General features: G+C 64.6%; 20 protein-coding genes. 9 read left to right on the top strand and 11 right to left on the bottom strand.

Features of this window, described 5'->3' with window-relative positions; translation table 11 throughout:
- Positions 1-8 precede the first annotated feature (8 nt).
- Positions 9-2606 carry an aminopeptidase N gene (gene pepN, locus KTQ36_RS02800; protein WP_218632237.1) on the top strand — a complete coding sequence of 866 codons (2598 nt, stop codon included), beginning with the start codon at positions 9-11 and terminating at the stop codon, positions 2604-2606.
- A 2-nt stretch (positions 2607-2608) separates the two neighbouring features.
- On the opposite strand, the gene KTQ36_RS02795 is transcribed toward pepN, so the two are convergent.
- From KTQ36_RS02795 to KTQ36_RS02780, 4 genes are read right to left on the bottom strand one after another with little or no spacing between them, the layout of a single operon-like run.
- Complete coding sequence (locus KTQ36_RS02795) at positions 2609-3187, bottom strand: ABC-type transport auxiliary lipoprotein family protein (protein ID WP_218632236.1); 579 nt, start codon at positions 3185-3187, stop codon at positions 2609-2611.
- Complete coding sequence (locus tag KTQ36_RS02790) at positions 3187-4137, bottom strand: MlaD family protein (protein WP_218632235.1); 951 nt, start codon at positions 4135-4137, stop codon at positions 3187-3189. Before KTQ36_RS02790 ends, KTQ36_RS02795 begins: the two co-directional genes overlap by 1 nt.
- Positions 4138-4956, bottom strand: coding sequence for an ABC transporter ATP-binding protein (locus tag KTQ36_RS02785; RefSeq protein ID WP_218632234.1), 819 nt, complete (start codon positions 4954-4956; stop codon positions 4138-4140). It abuts the gene before it with no gap.
- Complete coding sequence (locus KTQ36_RS02780) at positions 4956-6062, bottom strand: ABC transporter permease (protein ID WP_218632233.1); 1107 nt, start codon at positions 6060-6062, stop codon at positions 4956-4958. Before KTQ36_RS02780 ends, KTQ36_RS02785 begins: the two co-directional genes overlap by 1 nt.
- 50 nt (positions 6063-6112) lie before the next feature.
- Between KTQ36_RS02780 and KTQ36_RS02775 the strand changes: the two genes are divergently transcribed.
- The 3 genes from KTQ36_RS02775 to KTQ36_RS02765 are packed head-to-tail and all read left to right on the top strand — an operon-like array spanning position 6113 to position 8684.
- Entirely contained in the window at positions 6113-7255 is a 1143-nt protein-coding gene (locus tag KTQ36_RS02775; RefSeq protein ID WP_218632232.1) for a hypothetical protein, read from the top strand.
- Positions 7252-8022, top strand: coding sequence for an NTP transferase domain-containing protein (locus KTQ36_RS02770; RefSeq protein ID WP_218632231.1), 771 nt, complete (start codon positions 7252-7254; stop codon positions 8020-8022). The genes KTQ36_RS02775 and KTQ36_RS02770 overlap by 4 nt, the downstream gene beginning before the upstream one ends.
- Complete coding sequence (locus tag KTQ36_RS02765) at positions 8019-8684, top strand: HAD family hydrolase (RefSeq protein ID WP_218632230.1); 666 nt, start codon at positions 8019-8021, stop codon at positions 8682-8684. The genes KTQ36_RS02770 and KTQ36_RS02765 overlap by 4 nt, the downstream gene beginning before the upstream one ends.
- 128 nt (positions 8685-8812) lie before the next feature.
- Here the strand turns inward: KTQ36_RS02765 and KTQ36_RS02760 are convergent, their stop codons facing one another.
- Genes KTQ36_RS02760 through lgt form a run of 4 tightly spaced genes read right to left on the bottom strand, consistent with a single transcriptional unit; the run spans position 8813 to position 12757 of the window.
- Positions 8813-10078 carry a cystathionine gamma-synthase family protein gene (locus KTQ36_RS02760; RefSeq protein WP_345777655.1) on the bottom strand — a complete coding sequence of 422 codons (1266 nt, stop codon included), beginning with the start codon at positions 10076-10078 and terminating at the stop codon, positions 8813-8815.
- 29 nt (positions 10079-10107) lie between these two features.
- Positions 10108-10878, bottom strand: a complete 771-nt coding sequence (gene pgeF / locus KTQ36_RS02755; RefSeq protein ID WP_218632228.1) for a peptidoglycan editing factor PgeF — start codon at positions 10876-10878, stop codon at positions 10108-10110.
- On the bottom strand, positions 10875-11849 hold the full coding sequence (locus KTQ36_RS02750) for a class I SAM-dependent methyltransferase (RefSeq protein WP_345777654.1): 975 nt from the start codon (positions 11847-11849) through the stop codon (positions 10875-10877). Before KTQ36_RS02750 ends, pgeF begins: the two co-directional genes overlap by 4 nt.
- Positions 11846-12757, bottom strand: a complete 912-nt coding sequence (lgt, locus tag KTQ36_RS02745) for a prolipoprotein diacylglyceryl transferase (protein WP_218632227.1) — start codon at positions 12755-12757, stop codon at positions 11846-11848. The genes KTQ36_RS02750 and lgt overlap by 4 nt, the downstream gene beginning before the upstream one ends.
- An 87-nt stretch (positions 12758-12844) precedes the next feature.
- On the opposite strand from lgt, the gene KTQ36_RS02740 reads away from it, so the two are divergent.
- From KTQ36_RS02740 to KTQ36_RS02725, 4 genes are read left to right on the top strand one after another with little or no spacing between them, the layout of a single operon-like run.
- Positions 12845-14503 (top strand): class I adenylate-forming enzyme family protein, encoded by a 1659-nt coding sequence (locus KTQ36_RS02740; RefSeq protein ID WP_218632226.1) that lies wholly within the window; start codon positions 12845-12847, stop codon positions 14501-14503.
- Entirely contained in the window at positions 14493-15521 is a 1029-nt protein-coding gene (hemH, locus tag KTQ36_RS02735; RefSeq protein WP_218632225.1) for a ferrochelatase, read from the top strand. The genes KTQ36_RS02740 and hemH overlap by 11 nt, the downstream gene beginning before the upstream one ends.
- Positions 15521-16246, top strand: coding sequence for an acetoacetyl-CoA reductase (gene phbB / locus KTQ36_RS02730; protein ID WP_218633791.1), 726 nt, complete (start codon positions 15521-15523; stop codon positions 16244-16246). The genes hemH and phbB overlap by 1 nt, the downstream gene beginning before the upstream one ends.
- Complete coding sequence (locus tag KTQ36_RS02725; RefSeq protein WP_218632224.1) at positions 16246-16518, top strand: ribbon-helix-helix domain-containing protein; 273 nt, start codon at positions 16246-16248, stop codon at positions 16516-16518. The genes phbB and KTQ36_RS02725 overlap by 1 nt, the downstream gene beginning before the upstream one ends.
- Here the strand turns inward: KTQ36_RS02725 and KTQ36_RS02720 are convergent.
- On the bottom strand, positions 16461-17321 hold the full coding sequence (locus KTQ36_RS02720; RefSeq protein WP_218632223.1) for an ATP-grasp domain-containing protein: 861 nt from the start codon (positions 17319-17321) through the stop codon (positions 16461-16463). The genes KTQ36_RS02725 and KTQ36_RS02720 overlap by 58 nt on opposite strands.
- A gap of 5 nt (positions 17322-17326) precedes the next feature.
- A complete protein-coding gene (locus tag KTQ36_RS02715) occupies positions 17327-21955 on the bottom strand; it encodes an NAD-glutamate dehydrogenase (RefSeq protein ID WP_218632222.1) in 4629 nt (1542 codons plus the stop codon).
- A gap of 252 nt (positions 21956-22207) precedes the next feature.
- On the opposite strand from KTQ36_RS02715, the gene KTQ36_RS02710 reads away from it, so the two are divergent.
- Positions 22208-22585 carry a hypothetical protein gene (locus KTQ36_RS02710; RefSeq protein WP_218632221.1) on the top strand — a complete coding sequence of 126 codons (378 nt, stop codon included), beginning with the start codon at positions 22208-22210 and terminating at the stop codon, positions 22583-22585.
- A gap of 10 nt (positions 22586-22595) precedes the next feature.
- On the opposite strand, the gene KTQ36_RS02705 is transcribed toward KTQ36_RS02710, so the two are convergent.
- The gene (locus tag KTQ36_RS02705) at positions 22596-23963 is read right to left on the bottom strand and encodes a PAS domain-containing protein (protein ID WP_218632220.1); all 1368 of its coding nucleotides are present in this window, start codon (positions 23961-23963) and stop codon (positions 22596-22598) included.
- Between the last annotated feature and the right edge of the window lie 90 nt (positions 23964-24053).

Below are 24053 nucleotides of genomic sequence, written 5' to 3'. Positions count from 1 at the left end.
GTAATCGTATGGCCGACACCCGAATGAACCCCGAAGCGCCGCCGACGCCCGAGCACGCGCCGGTCTTTCGCAAGGATTACGAGCCGCCGCGCTTCCTGATCCCCGAAGTCGAACTCGATTTCGACCTGCGCGCCGCCAAGACACGCGTCAAATCGGCGCTGACCGTGACTCGCAATGGCGATCACGACGAACCGCTTCGGCTGGCAGGCGACGAGCTGCGCCCGCTCAGCGTGAAGGTGGATGGCGAGGATGCGCGTTGGACGCTCGATGGGGACGACCTGGTCATTCCGATCGAGGGCGACCGCGCCATTGTCGAGACTGAAGTCGAAATCGCTCCCGACGCCAACAGCCAGTTGATGGGCCTCTACGCGTCGGGCGGCCTGCTCTGCACCCAGTGCGAGAGCGAAGGCTTTCGCCGCATCACCTTCCACCCCGACCGCCCGGACGTCCTGTCGCGTTACAAGGTGACGATGCACGCCGACAAGGCGCGCTATCCGGTGCTGCTCGCCAACGGCAACGAGGTCGAGACCGGCGATGAAGACGACGGGCGTCACTACGCCGTATGGGAAGACCCCTTCCCCAAGCCGAGCTACCTGTTCGCTTTGGTAGCGGGTGACCTGAAGCCCAATCGCGATCACTTCACCACCATGAGCGGGCGCAAGGTCGATCTCGCCATCTGGGTCCGCGAAAAAGACCTTCCGCGCACCGCTCACGCCATGAAGGCTCTGAAGGATAGCATGAAGTGGGACGAGGAGGTCTACGGCCGCGAATATGATCTCGACCTGTTCAACATCGTCGCGGTAGACGATTTCAACTTCGGCGCGATGGAGAACAAAGGTCTCAACATCTTCAATTCGCGCTACATCCTGGCCGACCAGGAGACCGCAACCGACAACGATTTCGACAATATCGCGGGCGTCGTCGCGCACGAATATTTTCACAACTGGTCGGGCAACCGCGTCACTTGCCGAGACTGGTTCCAGCTCTCGCTGAAGGAAGGCTTCACCGTCTTCCGCGATCAGTGCTTCAGCCAGGATATGGGCAGCGAAAGCGTCAAGCGGATCGAGGATGTCCGCCTGCTGCGCGCGGTTCAGTTCCCCGAGGACAACGGCCCCCTCGCCCATCCCGTGCGGCCCGAATCCTACATCGAGATCTCCAACTTTTACACTGCAACAGTCTACAATAAGGGCGCCGAACTCATCCGCATGATGCGCACCATTCTCAGAGAGGAGAAATTCCGCGCCGGCTCCGATCTCTATTTCGAGCGCCATGACGGCGAAGCCGCGACTTGCGAAGACTTCGTCAAAGCGATGGAAGATGCGAGCGGCACCGATCTCTCCCAGTTCCGTCGCTGGTACGAGCAGGCGGGCACCCCGATCGTGAAGGCCAACCTGGCGCAGGCCGATGGCATCGCGACGCTCAAGTTGAGCCAGTCGATCCCCGACACGCCTGGCCAGAGTGACAAGCAGCCGATGGCGATTCCTTTGAAGGTCGCTCTACTCTCCGAACAATCGGGCAATCGGATCGGCGAAGAGCGGCTGGTCATGCTGACCGAGGCCGAACAGACCGAAACCTTCGATGGCGTCGACGAGCCCGTGTTGCTGTCGATCAATCGCGGATTTTCCGCTCCCGTCCGCCTGCAGACCGATCGCGAAGATCGCGAGCTGCAACTGTTGGCCGCGAGCGATGACGATCCCTTCGCACGCTACGAGGCCTCGCAGGAATTGATGATGCGCGCGCTTACCGCGGCGGTGGGCGGTGACCCGCTACGCACCGAGGCGGTCGTCGAAGCGGTGCGCAAAACACTCGAAAACGAGGCGCTCGACCCCGCGTTCAAGGCCGAGGCGATCGTCGTCCCGTCGGAATCGATGATCGGCGAACAGCTAGAAGAGATCGACCCGGACAAGGTCCATGAAGCGCGCATAGCGATGCGGAAATCCATTGCCGACGCCATGCCCGAACTCTTCACCGACCTGCTCGATCTGGAGGCATCCGGAGACGACCTCTCCCCCGATGCGAAGGGGCGCCGCAAGCTGCGCAACGTCGCGTTGGCGATGACCGCAACCCATGATCCGAAAACGGGCGCAGCCAAGGCGAAGTCGCATTACGACAAGGCCGACAACATGACCGATCGCGTCGCGGCGCTCGGCGTGCTGTCGCATCTCGACGCGCCAGAGCGCGAAGCAGCGTTCGACCATTTCTACGATCGCTATCGCAACGACACGCTGGTGCTCGACAAGTGGTTTTCGCTCCAGGCTATGTCGCAGCGCGAGGGCGCATTGGAAGCGGTCGAGGCACTGTCCTGCCACCCCGATTTCAATCTCAAGAACCCCAATCGCCTGCGCGCGCTGATGCTGGGTTTTGCGAGCAACCAGTTTGTGTTCCACCACGCCTCGGGGCGCGGATACAAGCTGCTCGCCGACATGATCATCGCCGCCGACAAGCTCAATCCGCAAGTCGCCGCGCGCATGGTGCCGCCGCTAGGTCGCTGGCGCCGGTTCGAGCCCAAGCGCCGCGAGCTGATGAAGGGCGCCCTCGAGCGTATCGCCGCCGCCGACGGCCTATCGAAGGACGTGTTCGAGCAGGTCTCGAAGTCGCTGGGCTAAGCCTAGTTGCCTATCCAGGTCGCGACGTCGTTAGCGACCTGGTTAGCGGCCACATTCAATGACTGGCTGACCGACCCGGCCGTGCCGTTGGCGGGCGTGCGTGCCTCGAAACGCCGGCTTTCGACCGAGCTCCCGTCGCCCCGCGCGATCGCCGCGTCATAGCGGACCACGACCTCGCCGCTCTGCGCGTCGTAATCGAAGCGCGACAGCGTGCCCGTCACCCGCGTGCCGGGCACCAGCAGCGCCTGGCCCGGATCGACCACCACGCGCCCGGTGAGCCGGTGCGTGGTCTCGCTCAACAGCTGCTGGAACAGCGCGTCGGGCTTGTCGACCATCACCAGGTCCTCGACATAGGCGATCGACGTGTCGCTCACGCGCACCGCGATGCGGTCATAGTCATAGGCCTGCGGCAGGGTAGGAAGCGCGATCGTCACCGTGGATTCGCGAACGGCCATGCGCGCGTCGCTCGTCGGTTCGGGCGCCGTCGAACTGAGCGTGGCCAGCGTCGGCGGCAGGTCGCGACCGCCGCCAAGGCAGGCCGACAGCGACAGTGCGGCGAGAAGGGAAATCGGTATCCGCATCAATTGCCTCCGGGCTTGTAGTCGGGAAGATCGCGCGCCTTCATGGCGCCGCCAATGCCTTCCTGGTCGAGACGGGTGGTGAAGTCGTTCATGCTGTCCGAGAGCTGGCGCAGGTCGCGGACGAGGCGGTCCGCTTCGGGCAGCGTCGATTGCGAGAAATTTTCCAGCCCCGGACGCGCCGCCGTGACAGCCGCATCGAGATTGGTCGCCGCACTCTCGACCGAGGCCACGGCCTTGCGCAGGTCCTGCATTGCGGGCGCCACGTCATTGTCCATCACGCCGCGCGTGCTGTCGGCGAGCATGCCGACCCTCTCTGCCGCGACGCCCGCCTGTCGCGCCGCGATCCGCGCATCGCTGATCGCATCGGCAAGGTCTGGCGCTCGCGCAGCGAGCACATCGGTTGTCGTCTCGATATTCTCGAGGATGTCCGAAATGCTGTTCTGGTTTTCGTCCGACAGCAATTCGGTCAGCCGTTCGGTCAACCGCTGGATGCGGTCGATCAGTTCAGGCGCGCTGTCGAGCACCGCGCTGAGGCCGCCGGTGCCGGCCGGAATGACCGGACAGCCCTGCGGGCCGACGTCGGTTAGCGGGCCTGCACCCTTGACCGCGCCATCGAGCACGATTTCCGACACGCCGGTAAAGCCGACGCCGTTGATGGTCGCCTGCGTGCCCTGCAGCACGGGTGTCCCTTCTTCCACGGCAATGCGTACCCAGACGAATTCGGGTCGCTCGGGCAGCAGCGAAATCCGCTCGACCTCGCCGACCGGAACGCCTGCGAAGCTGACGTTGGAGCCACGGTTGAGCCCCGCGACGCCGCCGCGGAAATAGATGTCGTAACAGGCCTTCACCGAGCCCGAGAGCCCGGCGATCCACACGGTGAACAAAAGCGCGCCGATGAGCAGCGCCAGCGTCACCGCGCCGACCAGGACATGATTTGAACGCGTCTCCATCTAGCGCCCCCCGCCCGTTGTGACTGCCATATCATGTCCCTTCTTGACGGAACGCCCGCGCGGTCCGTTGAAATATTCCTGGATCCAAGGATGGTCCAATTCGAGCAATTCCTCAATCGTTCCGACCGCGATGACCTTTTTGTCCGCGATCACCGCGACCCGATCGCAAATCGCATGCAGCGTATCGAGATCGTGGGTGATGAGAAACACGGTAAAGCCGAGCTTGTCGCGCAGCTCCTTGATCTGCTCGTCGAACGCGGCGGCGCCGATCGGGTCGAGCCCCGCCGTCGGCTCGTCGAGGAAGAGCAGCTCGGGGTCGAGCGCGAGGGCCCTGGCGAGGCTCGCGCGCTTACGCATCCCGCCGGACAATTCGCTCGGATATTTGGCGCCGACTTCGGGATCGAGCCCCGACATCGCGATCTTGTAGGACGCAATCTCGTCGAGCAGCGGCGGCTTGATATGCGGGAAATATTCGCGGATCGGGACTTGCACGTTTTCCGCCACGGTCAGGGTCGAAAACAGCGCGCCGTTCTGGAATAGGACGCCCCAGCGACGACGCACGTTATGCGCCTCGTCTTCCTCGCGATCGATCATGTTTTCGCCAAGGACCTCGACTTCGCCCCTGTCCGGATGCTGCAAGCCGATGATCGAGCGCAGCAGCACCGACTTTCCCGCCCCCGAGCCGCCCACCACGCCAAGGATTTCCCCGCGGCAGACGGTCAGGTCGAGATTCTCGTGCACGACCTGCTCGCCGAAGCTGTTGCGCAGCCCGCGGATTTCGATGATCGGCTCGTCCTTCTGATCGTGGAGCGTCGCCATCAATTCCACCCGATCTGGCTGAAAAAGACCGCGAACACGGCATCCAGAACAATCACGATGAAGATCGACTGCACCACGGCGGTGGTCGTGCGCAGCCCGACCTCCTCGCTATTCCCCTTGACCTGCATGCCTTGGTAGCAGCCGGTCAGTGCGATGAAGAAGCCGAAGATTGGCGCCTTGATGAGGCCGACCCACACGTCGGTAAGCGGCGTCACTTCCTGCAATCGCTGGATGTAAGTCAGCGGCGGGATATCCAGCCCGACCCAGACGAACAGCCCGCCACCGACCAGGCTCATCAGCATGGCCCAGAAAGCGAGTAGCGGCATCATGACGACAGCCGCCAGAAGGCGCGGGAGCACGAGCGCCTCGACGGGCGACACGCCGATCGTGCGCATCGCATCGATTTCCTCGGTGATCTTCATCGTGCCGAGCTGGGCGGCGAACGCGCTGCCCGAGCGGCCAGCGACCATGATCGCGGTCATCAGCGTGCCTAGTTCGCGCACGTTGATCCGCCCGATAAGATTGATGGTGAAGACCTCTGCGCCGAACTGCTGCAGCTGCACCGCGCCCTGCTGCCCGACAACGATCCCGATCAGGAAGCTCATCAGGCCAATAATGCCCAGCGCGCGCACCCCGACGAGATCGAACCGCTGGACGACCGCGTTGAAACGGAAACGCTTGGGATGGCGCAGGATCGAGGCGATCGCGATCAGCACCGATCCGAAAAAGCCGATCAGCCCGACGAACGTCTTGCCCGTCTCGGTCGTCCAATGGCCGAGCTCTTCCAGCGTCTGATAGGGGCCGGGCTTCTTTTCGGGCCGGACATGGACGCCCTGATCCTGGCTTTCGACCTCAGCGATCAGCTCGCGAACCGTCTCGTTCGCACCCACGATCTCGGCGCCGCGTTCCTTGCGCGTGCGATAGAGCAGCCATGCGCCGACCGTGTCGATACGCTCGATCCCGCTGGCATCGATGATGAGGGGGTCGGGGGTCTCTTCGAAACTGCGTTCCGTCGTGCCGACGCGCGCGATCGTCAGCGGGCCCGAGAGCTCGATCCGATGGCCTGACGCGTCACTCGTGGCCTGACTGTTGGGTTCGTCCCCCATATGCGCCAACCCTTGCGCGAAATGACAAGGCGCGACAAGGGTGTTGGCGCATGGCGACGCCAACCCCTCCCGAGCCCCCGACGGCGCGTGAACCCAAGGAAGCGGACCCGCGGCCGGCGCTGTTCGTGCCGGTGGGCGAGAATTTCACGCGCCTGTTCGGTCAGGCCGCCGCAACCCGCGCTTATCGACTGGCGGGCTCGGCCGGGCTCGAACCGGGCAGCGCCGACCGCCTCGGCGAGGAAGGTGGGCGCTCGGTGCTGATCGCCGATCTCGACTATGTCTGGGACCCCGCCTGGCTTCCCGCGATGGTGCAGCGTCCGGGCACCGTTCTCACGCATGACGGACACGCGATCATCGCGCATTGCGTCGGCCCTGCCCAGCGCGAGGCGGTCATGACGGCGATGGCGAACGACGCCACCCATGCGCTTCCCGACATGAAGGAATTCGCGTCGAGCGAGCGGCCGCACCGCTTCATCCTCCCGCTGACGCCCGAGACCCAGCCGATCGCCGCGCGCGCCGCCTTCATTGCCGGCTGCGAACCGGTGACCGACGCCATCACCGTCGCCATCCGCGCCGTGCCCGCCTTCCATCTGGCGCGCTGGGCAGCGCGGATCGGCATTGGCGCTGCGGCGATGACACTGCTCGGCGTCGCGCTGTCGATGCTGGCGTTCGCCTTCTTCTGGTACGGCCTCATGTGGCCCGGCCTGATCGCCGGCGCCGTGTCGCTCATTGCGGCGACTGCAGGCCGTGGGTTGGTGCGCGCGATCGGGACCGATGCGCCGTGGCGACCGATCCACGGCACCATCGCCGGCACCTTCGTCCCCCCGCTCTGGTATGTCGGCTTCGGACACGGGCTCGTCCTGAACGGTGCCGACCCGGTCTATATCGGCATTCTCGCGACCGTCGCAGCGGCAGGGCATGTCGCCGACGGGGTGGCGCGGGTCAGTTTCCGCCGCAGTCACGGCTTTGCGATGCGGATGTGGCGGCCGTTCGATACGAAGTTCCGGCTGATCGCGGCCGGACGCAACGTCGGTTTGCTGTTGCTGGGTCTGGGGACACTCTTCCGGATACCTGTCACGGGGCTCGACGCGGTGGCGTTGTGGACCCTTGTCTCGCTCATCGTCGTTGTCGTGCGGCTAGCGCAGGCCGAGGGGGCCTCGCTGCGCGGACAGAAATTGGAGCCCTGGATTTGAGCGAAGAATGGACCGCGATCCTGCTGGCGGGCGCACGCCCCGGCGTCGACCCGTTCGCGCAGCAACACGGCACGGATCTAAAGCCGCTCATCCCGGTGCTTGGCATCCCAATGGTGGCGCGGGTCGCGACCAGCCTGCTCGCGAGCAGCGGGATAGGCGAAGTGCGCGTGCTGACCCAGTTTCCCGCGCGCATCGCCGAAGTGCTGCCCGAGGACCCGCGCATCAAGCTGGGCGCCTCCGACGGCACCATCGCCGAGACCATGCAGCGCATCCTCGCCGACCCGGAGACGCAATTCCCGCTGCTAGTCACGACCGCAGACCATGCGCTGCTCGACCCCGCGATGGTCGCCGATTTCCTGGCCAAGGCCGAGGGTGCGGATGTCGCGGTCGGATTGGTCGAGCGCAAGAATTTGCTCGAGCGCCTGCCGCAATCCAAACGCACCTGGCTCAAGTTTCGCGGGGGCGCCTGGTCGGGCGCCAACCTGTTTGCACTGGGGAGCCCCGAAGCGGCCAAGGCGGTCGAGTTGTGGCGCTCGGTCGAACAGGATCGCAAGAAGGGCATCAAGATGATCGCGGCGCTGGGGCCGACGCTTCTCGTGGGATCGATCCTCCGGCTGCGCTCGTTGCAAGGGACACTCGACAAGGTCGGCAAGAAGCTGGGCCTCAACATTCGCGCGGTGGCGATGGACAATCCGCTCGCCGCAGTCGACGTGGACAAAGAGGACGACCACATCCTCGTCACCGCCATCCTGAAGGGAGAACAATGACCGATCTTGCGATTTACGACATGGACAAGACGGTCACGCGGCGTCCTACCTACACGCCGTTCCTGATCCACTGCGCGATGCGCCGCAATCCGCTGCGGCTGGTCTTCCTGCCGCTCGTGATCCTCTCGATGCTGTCCTACGTCCTCAAGCTGATCGACCGCGGGACGCTCAAGGAAATCAACCACCGCCTACTACTCGGCCACCGCCGCAGCCAGGCCGAGCTGAAACCGCTGGTCGAAAGCTTTGCCGAGAAGACCATCGCCAACAATATTCGACCCGGTGCCAAGGCCGCGATCGCGCGCGACAAGGCGGAGGGACGAATGGTCGTCATGGCGACCGCAAGCTACCGCTTCTACGCGCAGGAAATCGGCAAGCGCATGGGCTTCGACCATGTCATCGGCACCAACACGATCCTCGGCATCGACGAGGAAGTGCACGCCAAGATCGACGGCAAGAATTGCTACGGCCCTGCGAAAATGGAAATGATCCTCGACTGGGAGACCAAGGCCGAGATCGTCCGCGGCCACGTTCGCTTCTACTCCGACCACGTCACCGACCGACCCGTCTTCGAATGGTCCGACGAACCGATCGCGGTGAACCCGCACGGGAAACTAGAAGAATTGGCGAAGGAGCAGGGTTGGAGAATCGAGGACTGGGGCTGAGCAAGGGCGGCAGGGCGGCCTGCCGCCGTCGGACGGGCTCGGCCTTGCCGACCCGCCGTCCGGGGTCACGTCCTCTCTTCGCGCTGCTCGGGCGGCGCTAACGCGCCGGCCTCGCTACGCTCGGGGACTTAGACCGCATCTAACGCATTCGCGAAGTCGGCGATGAGGTCGTCCGGCTTCTCGATCCCGATCGATACGCGCACCAGATTGTCTTGGATGTCGAGCTGCTGGCGGCGCTCTTCGGGGACCGAGAGGTGCGTCATTGCCGCCGGCGCAGACGCCAGCGTTTCGGTGCCGCCAAGACTCACCGCCAGCTTCGCCAGCTTGAGCGCGTCGAGGAAGCGGAAGGCTTCGGCTTCGCCGCCCTTCACGTAGAGCGAGAAGGTTGAGCCCGCGCCGCTGCAGTGGCGGTCGTAAATGTCCTTCTGGCGGCTGCCCTCGGGCAGGTGGCCGAGATAGCCGAGTCGTTCGACTTTGGGATGATCCTTGAGGAAGTCGCACACGGCGCGCGCATTGTCGGCGGCGCGGGTCATGCGCAGTTCGAGCGTCTCGAGGCTCCGCAGGAGCATCCAGGCGGTGTTGGCGTCGCAGATGCCCCCCAGCGTGTTGCGCATCGGGATGATCTTGTCGATCAGCGCCTTCTTGCCCGTGATTCCGCCCGCGATGAGGTCGCTATGCCCGCCGGCATATTTGGTGAGGCTGTAGATGGAGAGGTCCGCGCCCTGGTCCTGCGGCTTGGCGAAGACAGGACCGAGGAAGGTGTTGTCGATCGCGATCGGCGCGTCGGGCAGCTTCGCCTTGCGCGCGGCATCGACCGCCTCGACATCGACCAGCGCATTGGTCGGGTTGCCCGGGCTTTCGAGATAGATGAGCGCGACCTTGCCCCCCTTGTCGTCGGCAAGCGCCTTGGCGTCGTCCATCTTAGCCTCGATCTCCTCGCGCGTCGCGGACGCGGGGAAATCGACATAGTGGATGCCGAACTGGGGCAGGATCTTCATGATGATGCTCTCGGTCGCCGCGTAGAGCGGGCCGCTCATCAGGATCACGTCGCCCGGGCGCGCCATCGACAGCAACAGCACCGAGATGGCGGTCATGCCGCTGGAGAAAACCAACGCGTCTTCCGCGTTTTCCCACAGCGCGAGGCGATCTTCGAGGATTTCCTGGTTGGGATTGTTGAAGCGCGAATAGACGAGACCGCCCGCGCCGCCCGGACGCTTGCCCGTGATCCCTTCGAAGAAATGTTTCCCGTCAGCCGCCTTTTCGAACACGAAGGTCGAGGTGTGGAAGATGGGCGGCTTCAACGAGCCTTCCGAGAGATGCGGGTCGAAGCCGTAGCCCATCATCAGCGTGGCGGGGTCGATCGTGTGATTGCCGATCTTGGTATCGTTGCTCACCATAACTCTCCTGAAATGTTGCGCGCGGTCTAGCCGTTCGCGCGGGCCAAGCCAATCATGCTGATCTGCCGCCCGTACGTAGACGCGCCCTCGTGCGTAGCGCGGCGATAGGAATAGAAACGATCGGGATGCGCGTAAGTGTCGAGGCCGGCGGTCCACACGCGCCCGATCCCTGCCGCGGCTAGTCGTGCTGCGACATAGGCCTCGAGGTCGAAATGGGGCTGTCCCGAGGGCCCTTCGACGAAGAAACGCTCATTGTCGGGGTCTTCTGCGAGCAGCGGTTCGGGAAAATCGAAGCCGACCTCGAAATTGCGCTGCGCGAGGCACGGCCCGACCGCCGCGTGAATGCGCTCGACCTTGGCGCCCAAAGACAGCATCGCGCCGATGGCGGCATCGGTCACCCCCGCCAGTGCACCGCGCCAGCCGGCATGCGTCGCAGCGACCACGCCGGCCTCTTCGTCGGCGAACAGGATCGGTGCGCAATCGGCGGTGACGATGCCGAGCAGCAGTCCCGGCGTCGCGGTGGCGACCGCGTCGGCGTGGGGCCGCTCCTCGATCGGCCAAGGCTCGGTCGCGATTACGGCTTCGGCGCTGTGGATTTGGTGGACCGAGGCGAGCGGCGCGCCCTCGATCAGCGCATCGGCGGCCATCCGGCGATTGGCGCGGACGGCGTTGGGGTCGTCTTCTGCCCCGAACCCGCAATTGAGCCCCGCCACCGCGCCTTCGGATTGCCCCCCTGCCCGGCCGAAGAAACCGTGCGGGACCGACAATGTCGGGGCGTGAGTAATGTCGAGCGTCATTCCGGGAAGCCGGCGGGCGCGGGCCAGTCGGGCGAATGCACCGCCATGACCTTGAACAGCGTCCCCATCTCCGCCTCGTCGCACAGGCGGCGGCGGTCATGGGCGATCGATTCGGTACGTTCGGGATTGGCAGCCGCCAGCGCGCTCGCCCGCGCGCCGATGCCGAGCGTCTCGAGCCAGCTGCCCTGCGAGATCATGCTGGTGACTGCCGCGCCTTCTTCGCGTGCCGCTTCGGCCAGCGCGCCGAAGTCGACATGGGTCGTGAGGTCGCATTCGCCCGGTTCGGTCAGCGGGTGGACCTTTTCGTGCGCGCGCAACGCCTGCAGCGTGTCGCCGCTGCCTTCCCAATAGCCATAGTCGATGACGAAGGCGCAGCCTCCGCGGCGCTTGAGGTGCCCCGCCAGCCGCCGCATCGCCTGCAGGCGGCTGGGGCTTTCCTCGCGCTGCACCTCTTCGGTGGTGAAGAAGAAGCCTTCGCCGTCCCATTTGATCTGCCGCTCGCCATCGAGCCCGAACTGGCGGGTCGGGAGCGCGTCGAAGAATTCGTTGGCGGCCAGCAGCAGCGGACGCGGCGGAAGCTCTTCGAGCCGATCGTGATGCTTGGCGTCGGGCAGGTTGACGCTTTGCGCGGCGCGCAGCGTAGGGCTGTTTTCGACGAGATGAGTCGTCCCTTCGAAGCCGACCGCGCCCAGCACGCGCAGCGCATCGGCCGCCAACGTTCCCCTTCCCGGCCCCAGCTCGGCATAGACGGCGCGTTCGGGCTTGCCCGCGCGCATCCACACATCGGCGAGCGCGGCGCCCACCATCTCCCCGAACATCTGCGAGATTTCGGGCGCGGTGGTGAAATCGCCGCATTCGCCCAGCGGGTCGCGCGTCGCGTAATAATGCGCGTTGCAGGTCGCCATATAGTCGTCGACACCGATCCCGCCCTCGGCCTCGATCCGCGCTCTCAGTTCATTGGTGAGACTCACGCGACGCTGTCACTCCCGAGCGTCGGTTCGATCCGTTGGCGGCGCTTTTTCGCGGTAAGCATGACGGCAAGCCCGCCGATGATCATCGGCAGCGACAGCCACTGACCCATCGACAGGCCGCTCGCCTCGGCGAATTCGGTGAGGTGGCGGTCGGGCAGGCGCACGAACTCGATCAGGAAGCGGAACAGGCCGTAACCGAAGGTGAAAGTCCCCGCGAGAAAGCCGGGCCAATAGCGCGCCTTGGTCTTGTAGAAGAGCCAAGCGAGGACGATGAACAGCACGAGGCCCTCGGTCAGTGCCTCGTAAATCTGTGTCGGGTGCCGCGGGGGGCCGAGGATCCATGCGCCGCCGACCAGTTCGGGAAAGCGCACCGCCCACGGCACGTCGGTGACCGAGCCCCACAGCTCGGCATTCACGAAGTTGGACAGGCGGCCGAAGAACAGGCCGATGGGGATGGCGCAGGCGACATAGTCGAGCATGCGCAGCCACTGGATCCCCGCCTTTCGGGCATAGAGCCAGACCGCGAACAGCATGCCAAAAGCGCCGCCATGGAAGCTCATGCCCCCGTCGCGAAGATTGAGGATGCCGAAGGGCGCGGGCAGGTCGACGCCGAACATCGTCGTGCCCTGCGTCAAATAATAGTCGAGATTGTAGAAGAGGACGTAGCCGAGCCGACCGCCGAGGATCACGCCGAGCGCGGACCAGAGGACGAAGTCGTCTGCATGGCGCCTGGCCATCGGCGCGCCCGGCTCTTTCAGCAGGCGGAGCACCCACCAGTAGCCGATGAAGATGCCTGCCAGGTAGGCGAGGCTGTACCAGCGCAGCTCGTAGACGCCGAAATCGAGGGCGACGGGGCTGAGACCCAGGCTGGTAAAGTCGATGGCGTCGGAACTGCTACTTGTCGTCATGGCTTCCCTCTTTGAACTTCGCCTCATAGGGTGCGCATCGAAAAAGGCAAAGCCTCGCGGAAAAGCGGGACAAAAGGAGTGAAGTACATGCCCTCAGCGTTGGACCAGCAATATGAAGCCGTGCTCGGCATGCTTACGGGCGAAGGCGGCATGCTGCAGATCGCCGAGACCGAGGACGGGCGCAAATATGTCTCCAACTTCCCGCCGACGCTGCCCGGCATGTTCGACGCCTTCGCGATGATGAACGCCGACAAGCTGGCGGTTATCTCTGGCGACGAGCGGCTGACTTTTGCCGAATTGAACGCGCTTTCGACCCGGCTGGCCAAGGCGCTGGTCGCGCGGGGGACGAAGAAAGGCGACCGGATCGCGATCGCCATGCGCAACTGCACCGCGTGGATCGTCGCCTACCAGGCGATCCTCAAGGCGGGCGGGGTCGCGACGCTGATCAACGGCTGGTGGCGCGAGGGAGAGCTGACGCATGCCTTGAAGCTGACCGAGCCCGCGATGGTCATCGCCGCTGCGCCGCACACGCAGATGGTGCAGAGCCTAGGGCTCGACCTCGATGTGGTCGACGTCGACATCGCCGAATATGGCGAGAAGGCGTTCGGGTCGCTGATGATCGGGGGGCATGACGCGATCGCGCTACCGACCGTGACGCCCGACGACGATGCGACGATCCTGTTCACCTCGGGCTCGACCGGAGATGCCAAGGGCGCGCTGTCGACGCACATGCAGGTCGCGCAGGCGGCCTATATCTACACCGTCTCGCTGATGGTTTTGAAAGGCGTGCTGACCGCGCAGAACCGCTACGAGGAGCGCGAGCTGCGTCAGCTGGTCGCGGTGCCGCTGTTCCACGTCACCGGCGAAGTGCCGACCATGCTCACCAGCTACGTCATCGGGCGGGCGCTGGTGCTGATGCACAAATGGGATGCGGAGGAAGCGCTGCGGCTGACGCAGGAAGAAGGGATCACCCACTTCACCGGCGTGCCGACCATGGCGGCCGAGATGCTCACCCACCCCAAGCGCGACGAGTATGATCTGTCCTCGCTCGGCTACATCAATTCGGGCGGCGCGCCGCGCCCGGCCGCGCATGTGCAGAAGCAGGCCGAGGAAATGCCCAAGATGCAGTCGATCCAGGGCTATGGCCTGACCGAGACCAACGCGGTCGGCTGCGGCATCTTCTTCGAGAATTATCTCGAAAAGCCGACCTCGACCGGACGCGCGCAAGTGCCGTTCGTGGAAGTCGGCATCTTCGACGATGACGGCAAGTCATTGGACCAGGGCGAAAAGGGCGAGGTCGGGCTGCGCTCGATCGCGACGATCAAGGAATATTATCGCAACCCCGAGGCGACGGCTGCCGCCTATACCGACGATGGTTATTTTCTGTCGGGCGACATCGGATATCTTGACGAGGAGGGCTATCTCTTCATCGTCGACCGGAAGAAGGACATCATCATCCGCGGCGGCGAGAATATCGCGGCGGCAGAGGTCGAGGGCGCGCTTTATGCCATCGACGGGGTCGAGGAATGCGCGGTGATCGCGGCCAAGGACGAGCGGCTGGGCGAGGTCCCGCTCGCCATCGTCCATGGCGACAATCTCGACGAAGCCTCGCTGCGCGATACGCTGTGCAAGAAGCTCGCCGCGTTCAAGGTGCCCGACCGCTTCATCTTCTCGGACGACCCGCTGCCCAAGCTGGGCACCGGCAAGATCGACCGGGTCAGTCTCAAGGCGAAGCATGGCGGCTGATCCGTTCGCAAAACCCGCGGACCATCCGGAGTTTCCGGCCCAAAAGGTCGGGGTATTGTTGACCAATCTGGGTACGCCCGACGCGCCCGAACCGGGGGCGGTAAAGCGCTACCTCAAGCAATTTCTGTCCGACCGGCGCGTGGTCGAGATCCCGCCCATCGCCTGGCAGCCGATCCTGCGCGGGATCATCCTCAACACCCGCCCGAAGAAAAGCGCGGCCGCCTATCGCGAGGTGTGGACCGACGAGGGCTCTCCCCTCGCCGCCATCACCAAGCACCAGGCCGAGAAGCTCCAGCAGCGTCTGGGCGATGGCGTGCTCGTCGACTGGGCGATGCGCTACGGCAATCCCTCCATCCCGAGTACGCTCGACCGACTGTGGAAACGTGGCGCGCGCCGCATCGTTTTCGCGCCGCTCTATCCGCAATATTGCGCCGCCACGACCGCGAGCAGCATGGACGCGCTGTCCGACTGGCTCGGTGAGCGTCGGTGGCAGCCCGCCATCCGCACGCTGCCCCCCTATCACGACAATCCGCTCTATATCGAAGCGCTCGTCGCAGACCTGAAGCGCCAGCTTTCCGCGCTCGACTTCGAACCGCAGCGGCTGCTCCTCTCCTTCCACGGCATGCCGGAGCGCACGTTGCATCTCGGCGACCCCTATCATTGCCACTGCGTGAAGACCGCGCGGCTGGTCGGCGAGCGGCTCGATGTCGAGACCGACATTGCCTTCCAGTCTCGCTTCGGCCGCGCCAAATGGCTCGAACCCGCAACCGACACGGTGCTGAAACATTATCCTACCAAGGGCGTCACCAAGGTCGCGATCGCCGCGCCGGGCTTTTCCGCCGATTGCCTCGAGACGATCGAAGAACTCGGCATTCGCGGGCGAGAAGACTTCGAGGAGGCTGGCGGGACCGATTTCGCCAGGCTCGATTGCCTGAACGACGGCGACGAAGGCATGAAGATGCTGGAGGCCCTGGTGCGTAATGAATTGCACGGTTGGACCAACAAGGGGACTGAATGATGGCAGAACGGGTAGCGGTAGTCACAGGCGGCACGCGTGGCATCGGCGAGGCGATCTCGCTCCGGCTCAAGGATCGCGGCATGAAGGTCGCGGCGACCTATGCCGGCAATGAAGAGGCCGCCGCCCAGTTCACCGAACGCACGGGCATCCCCGCCTACAAGTTCGACGTCGCCGACTTTGACGCTTGCCAGGAGGCATGCGAGCAAATCTCGAACGATCTCGGCCCGATCGACGTGCTGGTCAACAATGCCGGCATCACCCGCGACGCGACCATGAAGCGGCAAAGCCACGACCAGTGGCAGCAGGTCATCGACACCAATCTCGGCGGTTGCTTCAACATGGCCAAGGCGGTGTTCCCAGGGATGGCCGAGCGCGGCTACGGTCGGATCGTCAATATCGGTTCGATCAATGGCCAGGCCGGCCAATACGGCCAGGTCAACTATGCCGCCGCCAAGTCGGGCATTCACGGATTCACCAAGGCGCTGGCACAGGAAGGCGCACGCAACGGCGTCACCGTCAACGCGATCGCGCCGGGCTATATCGACACCGACATGGTCGCCGCCGTGCCCGAGAACGTGCTCGAAAAGATCGTCGCCAAGATTCCGGTCGGGCGCCTCGGCAAGGCCGAGGAAATCGCGCGCGGCGTCGACTTCCTGACGAGCGAGAATGCGGGGTTTATCACCGGCTCGACCCTGTCGATCAACGGCGGTCAACACATGTACTGATGGAAGCCCCCGCTTCCCCGACCAAACGCTCGGTCACGATTGCCGGGCATGAAAGTTCGATCACGCTCGAACCCGTTTTCTGGACTGCGCTCGAATACGCGGCCAGCAGGCGCGGGCTGCCGCTCAATGCGCTGATCGCGGAAATCGACCTGTGGCGTTTCGGCGGCGGCGATACGCCGCTCACCAATCTCGCCAGCGCCATCAGGCAATGGCTTTATGCCGAAAGCATGTCCTTGAGCGCCGACGCGAACGCGCCGCCATCGGGCGCGTAGCGCAGGAACAGGTCGGGCTCGACCAGCTCGAGCTCCATCAACAACCAGCCATCGTTGCCATCGCTCACGAGATCGACGCGCGCATAGGCGGTGTCGCCCGGTGCTGCCGCCAGCGCGGCCTCTGCGACCTTGCGTGCGCTGTCCGGCGCATCGACCTGCACCTCGCCGCCACCGAATTCGGGCTGCACGCGATAATCGCCATCCTTGGGGGTTTTGATCGCGGCGTGGCTATAGTCACCGCCGAAATAGATCAGGCTCATTTCGCCCGACTTGAGGATTTCGGGCTGGAAGGGCTGGACCAGCATGCGCTTGCCCGCGGCATCGTCGGGAAGCGCCGCGTCGCGCGCGATACGGTGCGTGCCCGCCGCGCTGGCCGAGACAAGCGGCTTGACCACGAATTCTTGCGCATCGGCGAAATGGCGGCGCGCGCGGTCCATCAGGTCGTCGTCGTCGTCGCTATGCCCGGTCAGCGAGGGGACGGTCGGCACGCCCTTGTCGCCCAGCTCTTCGAGATAGGCCTTGTCGCTATTCCATCGCAGCACCGGGACCGGGTTGGCGCACGGCACCTTCCGAAAATCGATGCGGTCGAGCAGGTCGAACCAGCGACCGGGTTCGAGATGATAGCCCCAGGCGATCAACGGCGCGACGCCATCGACCCCGCGCAGCACATCGTCGCTCGCCTTGTCCCATTCGACCGCGACCGCTTCGATCCCCGCCTCGGCGAGCATCGCGACCTGCTTCTCGAGCTCCTTCACATAATAGTCGTCGTCCCACGCGGCAGGAACCAGGATCGCGACCTTCATCCGACTTACCGGCCGAGCAGGATGCGGGCCTGCTGCGCGATCTGCGCGAGCATGGCGGAGCTGGTGCTGCCGCTGATCCGCGCGCGATCGATAAGCTTGCCGAACTGCTCGATGCGGGCCTCGTTACGGTCTACCCAGCGATCGACGCTCGCCACCGGATTATCGCCGCGAAGCCGCGACAGGAAGTCGATGCGAAGCTGTTCGAAGTCGCGCGCGAGGCCTGCTACCAGCAAACGCTCCCACTGGTCGCCCGGCACGAAGCGCGCCAGCTGCTGCTGCGCCCAGTCGAGCCCGAGCACTTCGCCCATCTTGGTATAGGCGTCGGTGAGCGCGAGCGGGTCGGCGCTCTTGCGCGCGGCAAGCGCCGACAGACCGAAAATACCGTCGAGCTGGTAGAGCTGGACAAGCCGGTCGATCAGCGCCTTGTCGGCACCCAGCGCTGCCAGTTCCTCGCGGCGCGCATCGGCCTCGGCACGCACTTCGGCGCGGATGAGCTTGGGCGCTTCCTCGCTAATCTTGTCGAAGCCGGGGCAGAACATATCGACCAGCTTGGCGACCCGCGTTTCCGATCCCGCCGAGCGAAGGATGTCCGACAGGTGCACACGCACCGTCCGCGCGGTGATCGCGAACAAAGCGATCCTCGCTTGCTCGTCGATCTTGGCAGTGTCGAGCGCTTCCCACAGCGAGCGCAGGTCGAGCATGCGTTCGGCGACGAGGAATGCGGCGGCCACCTGGCCCAGCGCCGCGCCCTCTTCCTCGGTCATGTCGAGCGCAGTCGACGGCCCGAGGCGGTTGACGAGGCGGTTGGCGACCTTGGTGGCGAGGATCTCGTTCTCGAGGCGGTGTTCGTCGACCGCTTCGCGATGCTTCTCGATCATCTGCGGCGGGAAGGCCGCGTGAAGCTCCTCGACCATCTTCTCGTCTTCAGAAAGGCCGATCTTTTCGGCCGCTTCCTGGAGCGCGATCTTGGACGAGGACAGCAGCACCGCCAGCTCTGGGCGCGTCAGGCCGCGATTGTCCTGCGCGCGGCGCAGCAGCGCGTCGGAGTTGGCGAGCCCTTCGACCTTGCGGTCAAGCCTGCCCGCGCTCTCGAGCATCTCGATCGTGCGGACATAGCCGGGCAGCCCGTTGGCCCCCCGCGCCTCGGCAATCGATAGCGCGAGCGCCTGGAGGCGGTTGTCCTCGAGCACGATGGCGGCGACTTCGTCGGTCATCTCGGCGAGCAGCTTGTTGCGCGCCTTCTCGGTCAGCTTGCCCTCGCGCATCTTGCGGTTGAGCGGGATCTTGATGTTGACCTCGTTATCCGAGCAATCGACGCCGGCGCTATTGTCGATGAAGTCGGTGTTGATGCGCCCGCCGTGGAGCGCATATTCGATCCGCGCGGCCTGCGTGATGCCGAGGTTCGCGCCCTCGCCGATCACCTGTGCGCCGACTTCGGGTGCGTCGACGCGGATCGCGTCGTTGGCCGGGTCGCCGACGTCGGCATGGCTCTGGCTGGTCGCCTTCACATAAGTGCCGATGCCACCGAACCAGAGCAGGTCCGACTGGGCCCGCAAGATCTCGCTCATCAGCGCGCGGGGGCCCATGACATCCTCTTCGATGCCCAGCGCCTTCTGCACCGCCTTGGTGAGCTTAATTTCCTTCTGGTCGCGCGGGACGATCATCCCGCCACGCGACAATTTCTCGCGATCGTAGTCGTCCCAGCTCGAACGCGGCAGCTCGAACAGGCGCTTGCGCTCCTTCCAGCTTTCCGCCGGGTCGGGATCGGGATCGATGAAGATGTGGCGATGATCGAACGCAGCGACGAGCTTGATGGCCTTCGACAAAAGCATGCCGTTGCCGAACACGTCGCCCGACATGTCGCCGACGCCCACGACGGTGATCGGGTCCTCCTGCACGTCGATCCCCATTTCGAGGAAGTGACGCTGGACCGAGACCCATGCGCCGCGCGCGGTGATCCCCATCGCCTTGTGGTCGTAACCGTTCGAGCCGCCGCTGGCGAACGCATCGCCGAGCCAGAAATTGCGGTCGAGCGCGATGGCGTTGGCCACGTCGGAGAAGGTCGCGGTGCCCTTGTCGGCGGCAACGACGAAATAGGGGTCCTCGCCGTCGTGGATTACCACGTCGCTCGGGTGAACCACTTTCTCGTCGACGATATTGTCGGTGATCGAGAGCAGCGAGCGGATGAAGATGCGATAGCTTTCGGTGCCTTCGGCCCACCAGGCGTCGCGGTCGACGGCCGGGTTTGGCAGCTGCTTGGCATAGAAGCCGCCCTTCGCGCCGGTCGGCACGATGACGGCGTTCTTGACCATCTGCGCCTTGACCAGCCCGAGAATTTCGGTGCGAAAATCGTCGCGGCGGTCGGACCAGCGCAGCCCGCCGCGCGCAATCGGGCCACCGCGTAGGTGGATACCCTCGATGCGCGGGCTGTAGACCCAGATTTCGCGCCACGGCACCGGCTTGGGCAGTGTCGGGATCGCCTTGCTGTCAATCTTGAAGGCAAGCGCTTCGTTGGCGGCGTCGGCGAAGGCGTTGGTGCGCAGCGTCGCGGCCACGACCGAGCGCATCAGGCGGAAGATGCGGTCGTCGTCGATCGCCTTGACCTTGGCGAGCGCGGCATCGAAGCGGTCGAAGGCGGCGAGCGCCTCGGCATCGCGGTCGCCCTTCGCCTTGGGATTGTGCATCGCGGCAAAGGCATCGATCAGCGCCTGCGTCGCCTTGGGCGAGCGCGCGAGCGCGTCCACCACGGTGGCAAGCCCGAACGCGACTCCCGTCTGGCGCAGATAGCGGAACCAGGCGCGCAGCCACACCACCGCCTGCGGTTCGAGGCCGGCGAGCATGATGAGGCGGTTGAACTCGTCATTCTCGGCATTGCCCGCCATGACGTCGGCAATCGCGCGCTCGACGACTTCGCGACGCTCGAAAATGGCGTCGACGTCGGTGCCGTGGGGCAGTTCGAGATGGAAATTGTGGATGTAGCCTAACGCGCCGTCGCTGAGCGAGGTCGGGATTTCCTCGAGCACGCGGAAACCGAAATCCTCGAGCACGGGCACGGCGTCGGAGAGCGCGATCAGCCCGCCGCGGCGATAAGTTTTGAGGTGAAGCTGGTGCTCGCCGTCGAAATCGCTGCGATAGAGGCGCGCGTCGCGCTTATCGCCGACCGCGGGAAGCGAGGAGATGCGCAGGATGTCGAGCGCGCCCTCGACCGGTTCGGTGCGGGTGCGATAGCCTTCGGGAAGCGAGGGCAGATAGGTCAGCGCCAGTCGCGTCGCGCGACCCGGGCCAACCGCCTCGATCAGCTCGTTCTCGACCGCCGGCGCCCAGCCGCGCACCATCTCGACCAGCGCTTCGTCGAGCGCATCGACGTCGGGCATGGGCGAGCTGGGATCGGTGGCCATGGTGAAGCGAAGCAGCGCCAGTTCGCCGTCGCCCAATTCGACCGCCCAGCTCGTGATGGGCGAGCCGACCTCGTCCTCCAGCATCATCTGGATCGCCTTGCGGCGCGAGGTCGAGAGTTCGTCACGCGGGAGCCAGACGAAGGCATAGAGGTGGCGACGGATCGCCCCCTCGAGCATCAGCAAGGTCGGACGCGGACGGTCCGCAAGGCTCATCGCGACCAGCGCGGCCTCGCGCACTTCGGCAGGGTCGAAGCTGATGACGAGATCGTGCGGCAACGTCGAGATGGCGTGGGTCAGCGCCTTGCCGCCATGGCTCGACGGCGAGAAACCGAGCTCCTCGTCCAGCTCTTTCAAACGCTTGCGCAGGATCGGGACCTCTTCGGCGGGCGCACGCAACGCCGCGCTGGTCCACAGGCCGGCATGGACCGACACGCCGCCATCCTCGCGCGCGATCATGATGACATCGAGCGGCACGCGGCGGTGAACGGGCGACACCCGGTCCGCTTTCATGATCAGGAATTTGCGATCCTTGCCGACCGCTTCGATCGCCGAACGGGTGACCGTCTCGTCCCACAGGCCGAGCCCGTCGCGCAGGATGCCAAGCCCGCTCTCGAACTTGCCGTTCTTGCCGACATCGGCATGGCCGAGCAGCGTGAAATTATTGGCGCGCAGCCAATCGAGGAGCGCCGAGGCCTCGGGCGCGCTGCCGGAGAGCACCTTGGCGTCGTCCTCCATCTCGGCACGCATTTTCTTCCAGTCGCCGACCGCCGCGCGGACATGGGCGAGCACCTCGCGCAGTTCGACCGACAGGTCGTGGCGACCGCGCGAGTCGGTGCGATCGAGCTCGACATAGATGAGCGATTCCGGATTGCCTTCGCCCACCGCCTTGAGCTTGCCGCCCTTGTCACGCTCGAGATTGAGAATGGGGTGGAGCAGGCGGTGAACCGCCAGTCCCTTGGCGGCAATGGCCCCCGCGATCGAGTCGACCAGGAAGGGCATGTCGTCATTGACGAGCGCCAGCCGCATCCGGCGATGACCGGCATCGCCGCCTACCGATTCCAACGCCAGCGCGAGCTGGCCCTTCTTGCGGCTGGTGGCCGTGTCGGCGACGAAGCGCGCAGCGTCCTTCAGACCCTTTTTGTCGAGATCTTCGAGATCCCCGGGTAGCGCGCCCTTGCGAAGCGCTTCGATCAACGTGTCGGCGAGCTTTTCGTCGACCGGCTTGGCAGAAGTCATATTGCCCTGCTTGTCCCTCAGATTCCGGTTGGGCGCGGGCTATAGACCTCTGGGCACGGGGCCTCAACACCTGTTTCTCAGGTGGGAACGTTATAAGCACCAAGTCGCTCCGCGAGCATTCACGGCACTGCAAATTGATTTAGGTTAACGATTTTTGGTACAGCATGCCGCGCCAGGGGCCTGTGAAGTCGCGTCGAGTCGGTTTTCGTACTCCGCAACCTGAACAGGGGAATGTAAATGAAAGCTCTTGTGATGAGCGGCCTGATCTTGGCCGCCTCCCTTAACGTATCGCCCGCCTATGCCGAACCAAACCCCGCAGTCGTCGTGAAGGGCATGACGTGCGCCGGCATCTTCGGTTACGATGATCAGTTCTTCTTCTTGCTGACTGAAGACATGCAGGCTGTTGCAAATGGTAACGCGGTCAAGCTGACATGCCGGTTCGATATCCCCGAATGGGGGACGCCTCCGGGGAAAGCCGTGAATATCACCGAGCAGCTATGCAATGTCCCGCCCTACGGCTTCGGCTTCGACGGAAAATTCGTCGTCACATCTGCAGGCAAGGTGATCTTTTCCTGCACGCTGAACCCAGGCAGTGACTTTGCGATCATCTTCCGGGAGGCGCCCGAATGATGACCGTCTTTTAGCGCGCGGCCTTGATCAGCGCGCGGTCGAGCAGCTTCTCGTCGATGACGCGAGCGACGACTTCGTGGCTGCCATCCGCGTTGCGGCGGGTGACGACCAGCGCGAATTCGTCGTTGGTCTGGATATCGCCGAGCGTGATCGCTTCGGCCTGGCGCAATTTCTCACGCGCGATCGCGGCCTTGTCGACTTTGGGCTTCGCCCCGCGGCGCGCCTTGCGCTCTTCGGCGACCATGCCCTTGAGCCCGCCATCCATCGCCTCGACATAGGGCGCGAACATGCCGAACTCGACCTTCTCGCGGTGGGCATAGCTCAGCGCGGCCGCGAATTCGGTCAGGCGCGCCTTGTCATAATCGACACCGAAGACGAGCTTGACGATCGGCGTCATCGGCGCGCGGGCCTGCGCCGTCACGCCGGCATCGCCGAGAATTTCCTCGTAGTCTTCGGGACGCCGTTCGGCAGCGACCGAGAAATCATAGGCCAGCGACAGCGCCTTGTAGAGCGCGGCGCGGCTGCGCCCGTCGGCGGCCTTGCAGACCTCGGCGCTTTCGCGCGCGGCACATAGCCAGTCGGCCAGGCCGTCTTCTTCGTCGGGCGTGGCGACTTCGGGTTCTTCGGCCGCGGTGGGCGCAGCGCCCATTCCGGCCATCTCCGCGATGCTCGGCACCGGTTCTTCGGCCGCGATCTCTTCTTCGGGATCGCGCTGGATCGCCATCGCCTTCTGGCGCTTTTCTTGGTTGGCGGCGTTACGCTCTTCCTCGGCGCGCAACATGTCGAGCAATTCCTGCTCGTCCTCGCGCTCGGCCTCGAACTCGGGCAGCACCGCCGTGATCGGCGTGTCGGAGGCGACGGTCGGACCCTTGTCCTTCCAGTTGATCACGCCATAGACGAAATCGATTTCCTTGCCGTCCGAGCTGAACGGCATGAGAATTCCGCGATAGCAAATGTCGTGCCCGCGCTGGTTGGTGAATTCGGCTTCGAACCCCACCGGCGCGCGTGTCGCGATGATCTGGAAATGATGGTCGGTCAGGCGCGACAGGAGCGAGCGGCCCGGCACGTCGGAAACCTTGCTGATCTCCTCGACGCCGATCTCTTCCTTGATCGCCTTGCCGACATAGGGCGTAGCCGGATTGTTGAGCTTGCCCGAGAAGTCGAGAATCACGCTGTGCGGACCGAATTCCTCGATCTTGTCGGCCTGCAGATCCTCGAGCGAGGGAAAGTCGCGACCGTCCAGGAGCGAGGCCCAATAATTATAGGCGCGTACGTGCATGCGACGCTCATCGGTACCGATGGCGTCGGACACGTCCTTCTCCGGCGCGACCTCTTCGGTAGCGTCGGAATAGCCCTGGGCTTCGGAATAGCTGTCCATAGGTGGTCCGTTAACTCTCCGTTTCGGTAGCGAAAATGGCGAAAAGCCGTGAAGAAAGCGTTAAGCATGACACGTTTCGCCGCGAAAAAG

Origin of the sequence: Sphingomicrobium clamense, assembly GCF_019264355.1 — a bacterium.
Lineage (GTDB): Bacteria > Pseudomonadota > Alphaproteobacteria > Sphingomonadales > Sphingomonadaceae > Sphingomicrobium > Sphingomicrobium clamense.
This window is presented reverse-complemented; position numbering and strand designations above follow the sequence as displayed.

Coding starts and splice junctions, on each gene's coding strand:
- pepN (WP_218632237.1), top strand. CDS start 9: ATGGCCGACACCCGAATGAACCCCGAAGCGCCGCCGACGCCCGAGCAC.
- KTQ36_RS02740 (WP_218632226.1), top strand. CDS start 12,845: ATGCCCTCAGCGTTGGACCAGCAATATGAAGCCGTGCTCGGCATGCTT.
- KTQ36_RS02775 (WP_218632232.1), top strand. CDS start 6,113: ATGGCGACGCCAACCCCTCCCGAGCCCCCGACGGCGCGTGAACCCAAG.
- KTQ36_RS02720 (WP_218632223.1), bottom strand. CDS start 17,321: ATGAAGGTCGCGATCCTGGTTCCTGCCGCGTGGGACGACGACTATTAT.
- KTQ36_RS02780 (WP_218632233.1), bottom strand. CDS start 6,062: ATGGGGGACGAACCCAACAGTCAGGCCACGAGTGACGCGTCAGGCCAT.
- KTQ36_RS02790 (WP_218632235.1), bottom strand. CDS start 4,137: ATGGAGACGCGTTCAAATCATGTCCTGGTCGGCGCGGTGACGCTGGCG.
- KTQ36_RS02795 (WP_218632236.1), bottom strand. CDS start 3,187: ATGCGGATACCGATTTCCCTTCTCGCCGCACTGTCGCTGTCGGCCTGC.
- lgt (WP_218632227.1), bottom strand. CDS start 12,757: ATGACGACAAGTAGCAGTTCCGACGCCATCGACTTTACCAGCCTGGGT.
- pgeF (WP_218632228.1), bottom strand. CDS start 10,878: ATGACGCTCGACATTACTCACGCCCCGACATTGTCGGTCCCGCACGGT.
- KTQ36_RS02765 (WP_218632230.1), top strand. CDS start 8,019: ATGACCGATCTTGCGATTTACGACATGGACAAGACGGTCACGCGGCGT.
- KTQ36_RS02705 (WP_218632220.1), bottom strand. CDS start 23,963: ATGGACAGCTATTCCGAAGCCCAGGGCTATTCCGACGCTACCGAAGAG.
- KTQ36_RS02710 (WP_218632221.1), top strand. CDS start 22,208: ATGAGCGGCCTGATCTTGGCCGCCTCCCTTAACGTATCGCCCGCCTAT.
- KTQ36_RS02715 (WP_218632222.1), bottom strand. CDS start 21,955: ATGACTTCTGCCAAGCCGGTCGACGAAAAGCTCGCCGACACGTTGATC.
- KTQ36_RS02725 (WP_218632224.1), top strand. CDS start 16,246: ATGGAAGCCCCCGCTTCCCCGACCAAACGCTCGGTCACGATTGCCGGG.
- KTQ36_RS02785 (WP_218632234.1), bottom strand. CDS start 4,956: ATGGCGACGCTCCACGATCAGAAGGACGAGCCGATCATCGAAATCCGC.
- hemH (WP_218632225.1), top strand. CDS start 14,493: ATGGCGGCTGATCCGTTCGCAAAACCCGCGGACCATCCGGAGTTTCCG.
- phbB (WP_218633791.1), top strand. CDS start 15,521: ATGGCAGAACGGGTAGCGGTAGTCACAGGCGGCACGCGTGGCATCGGC.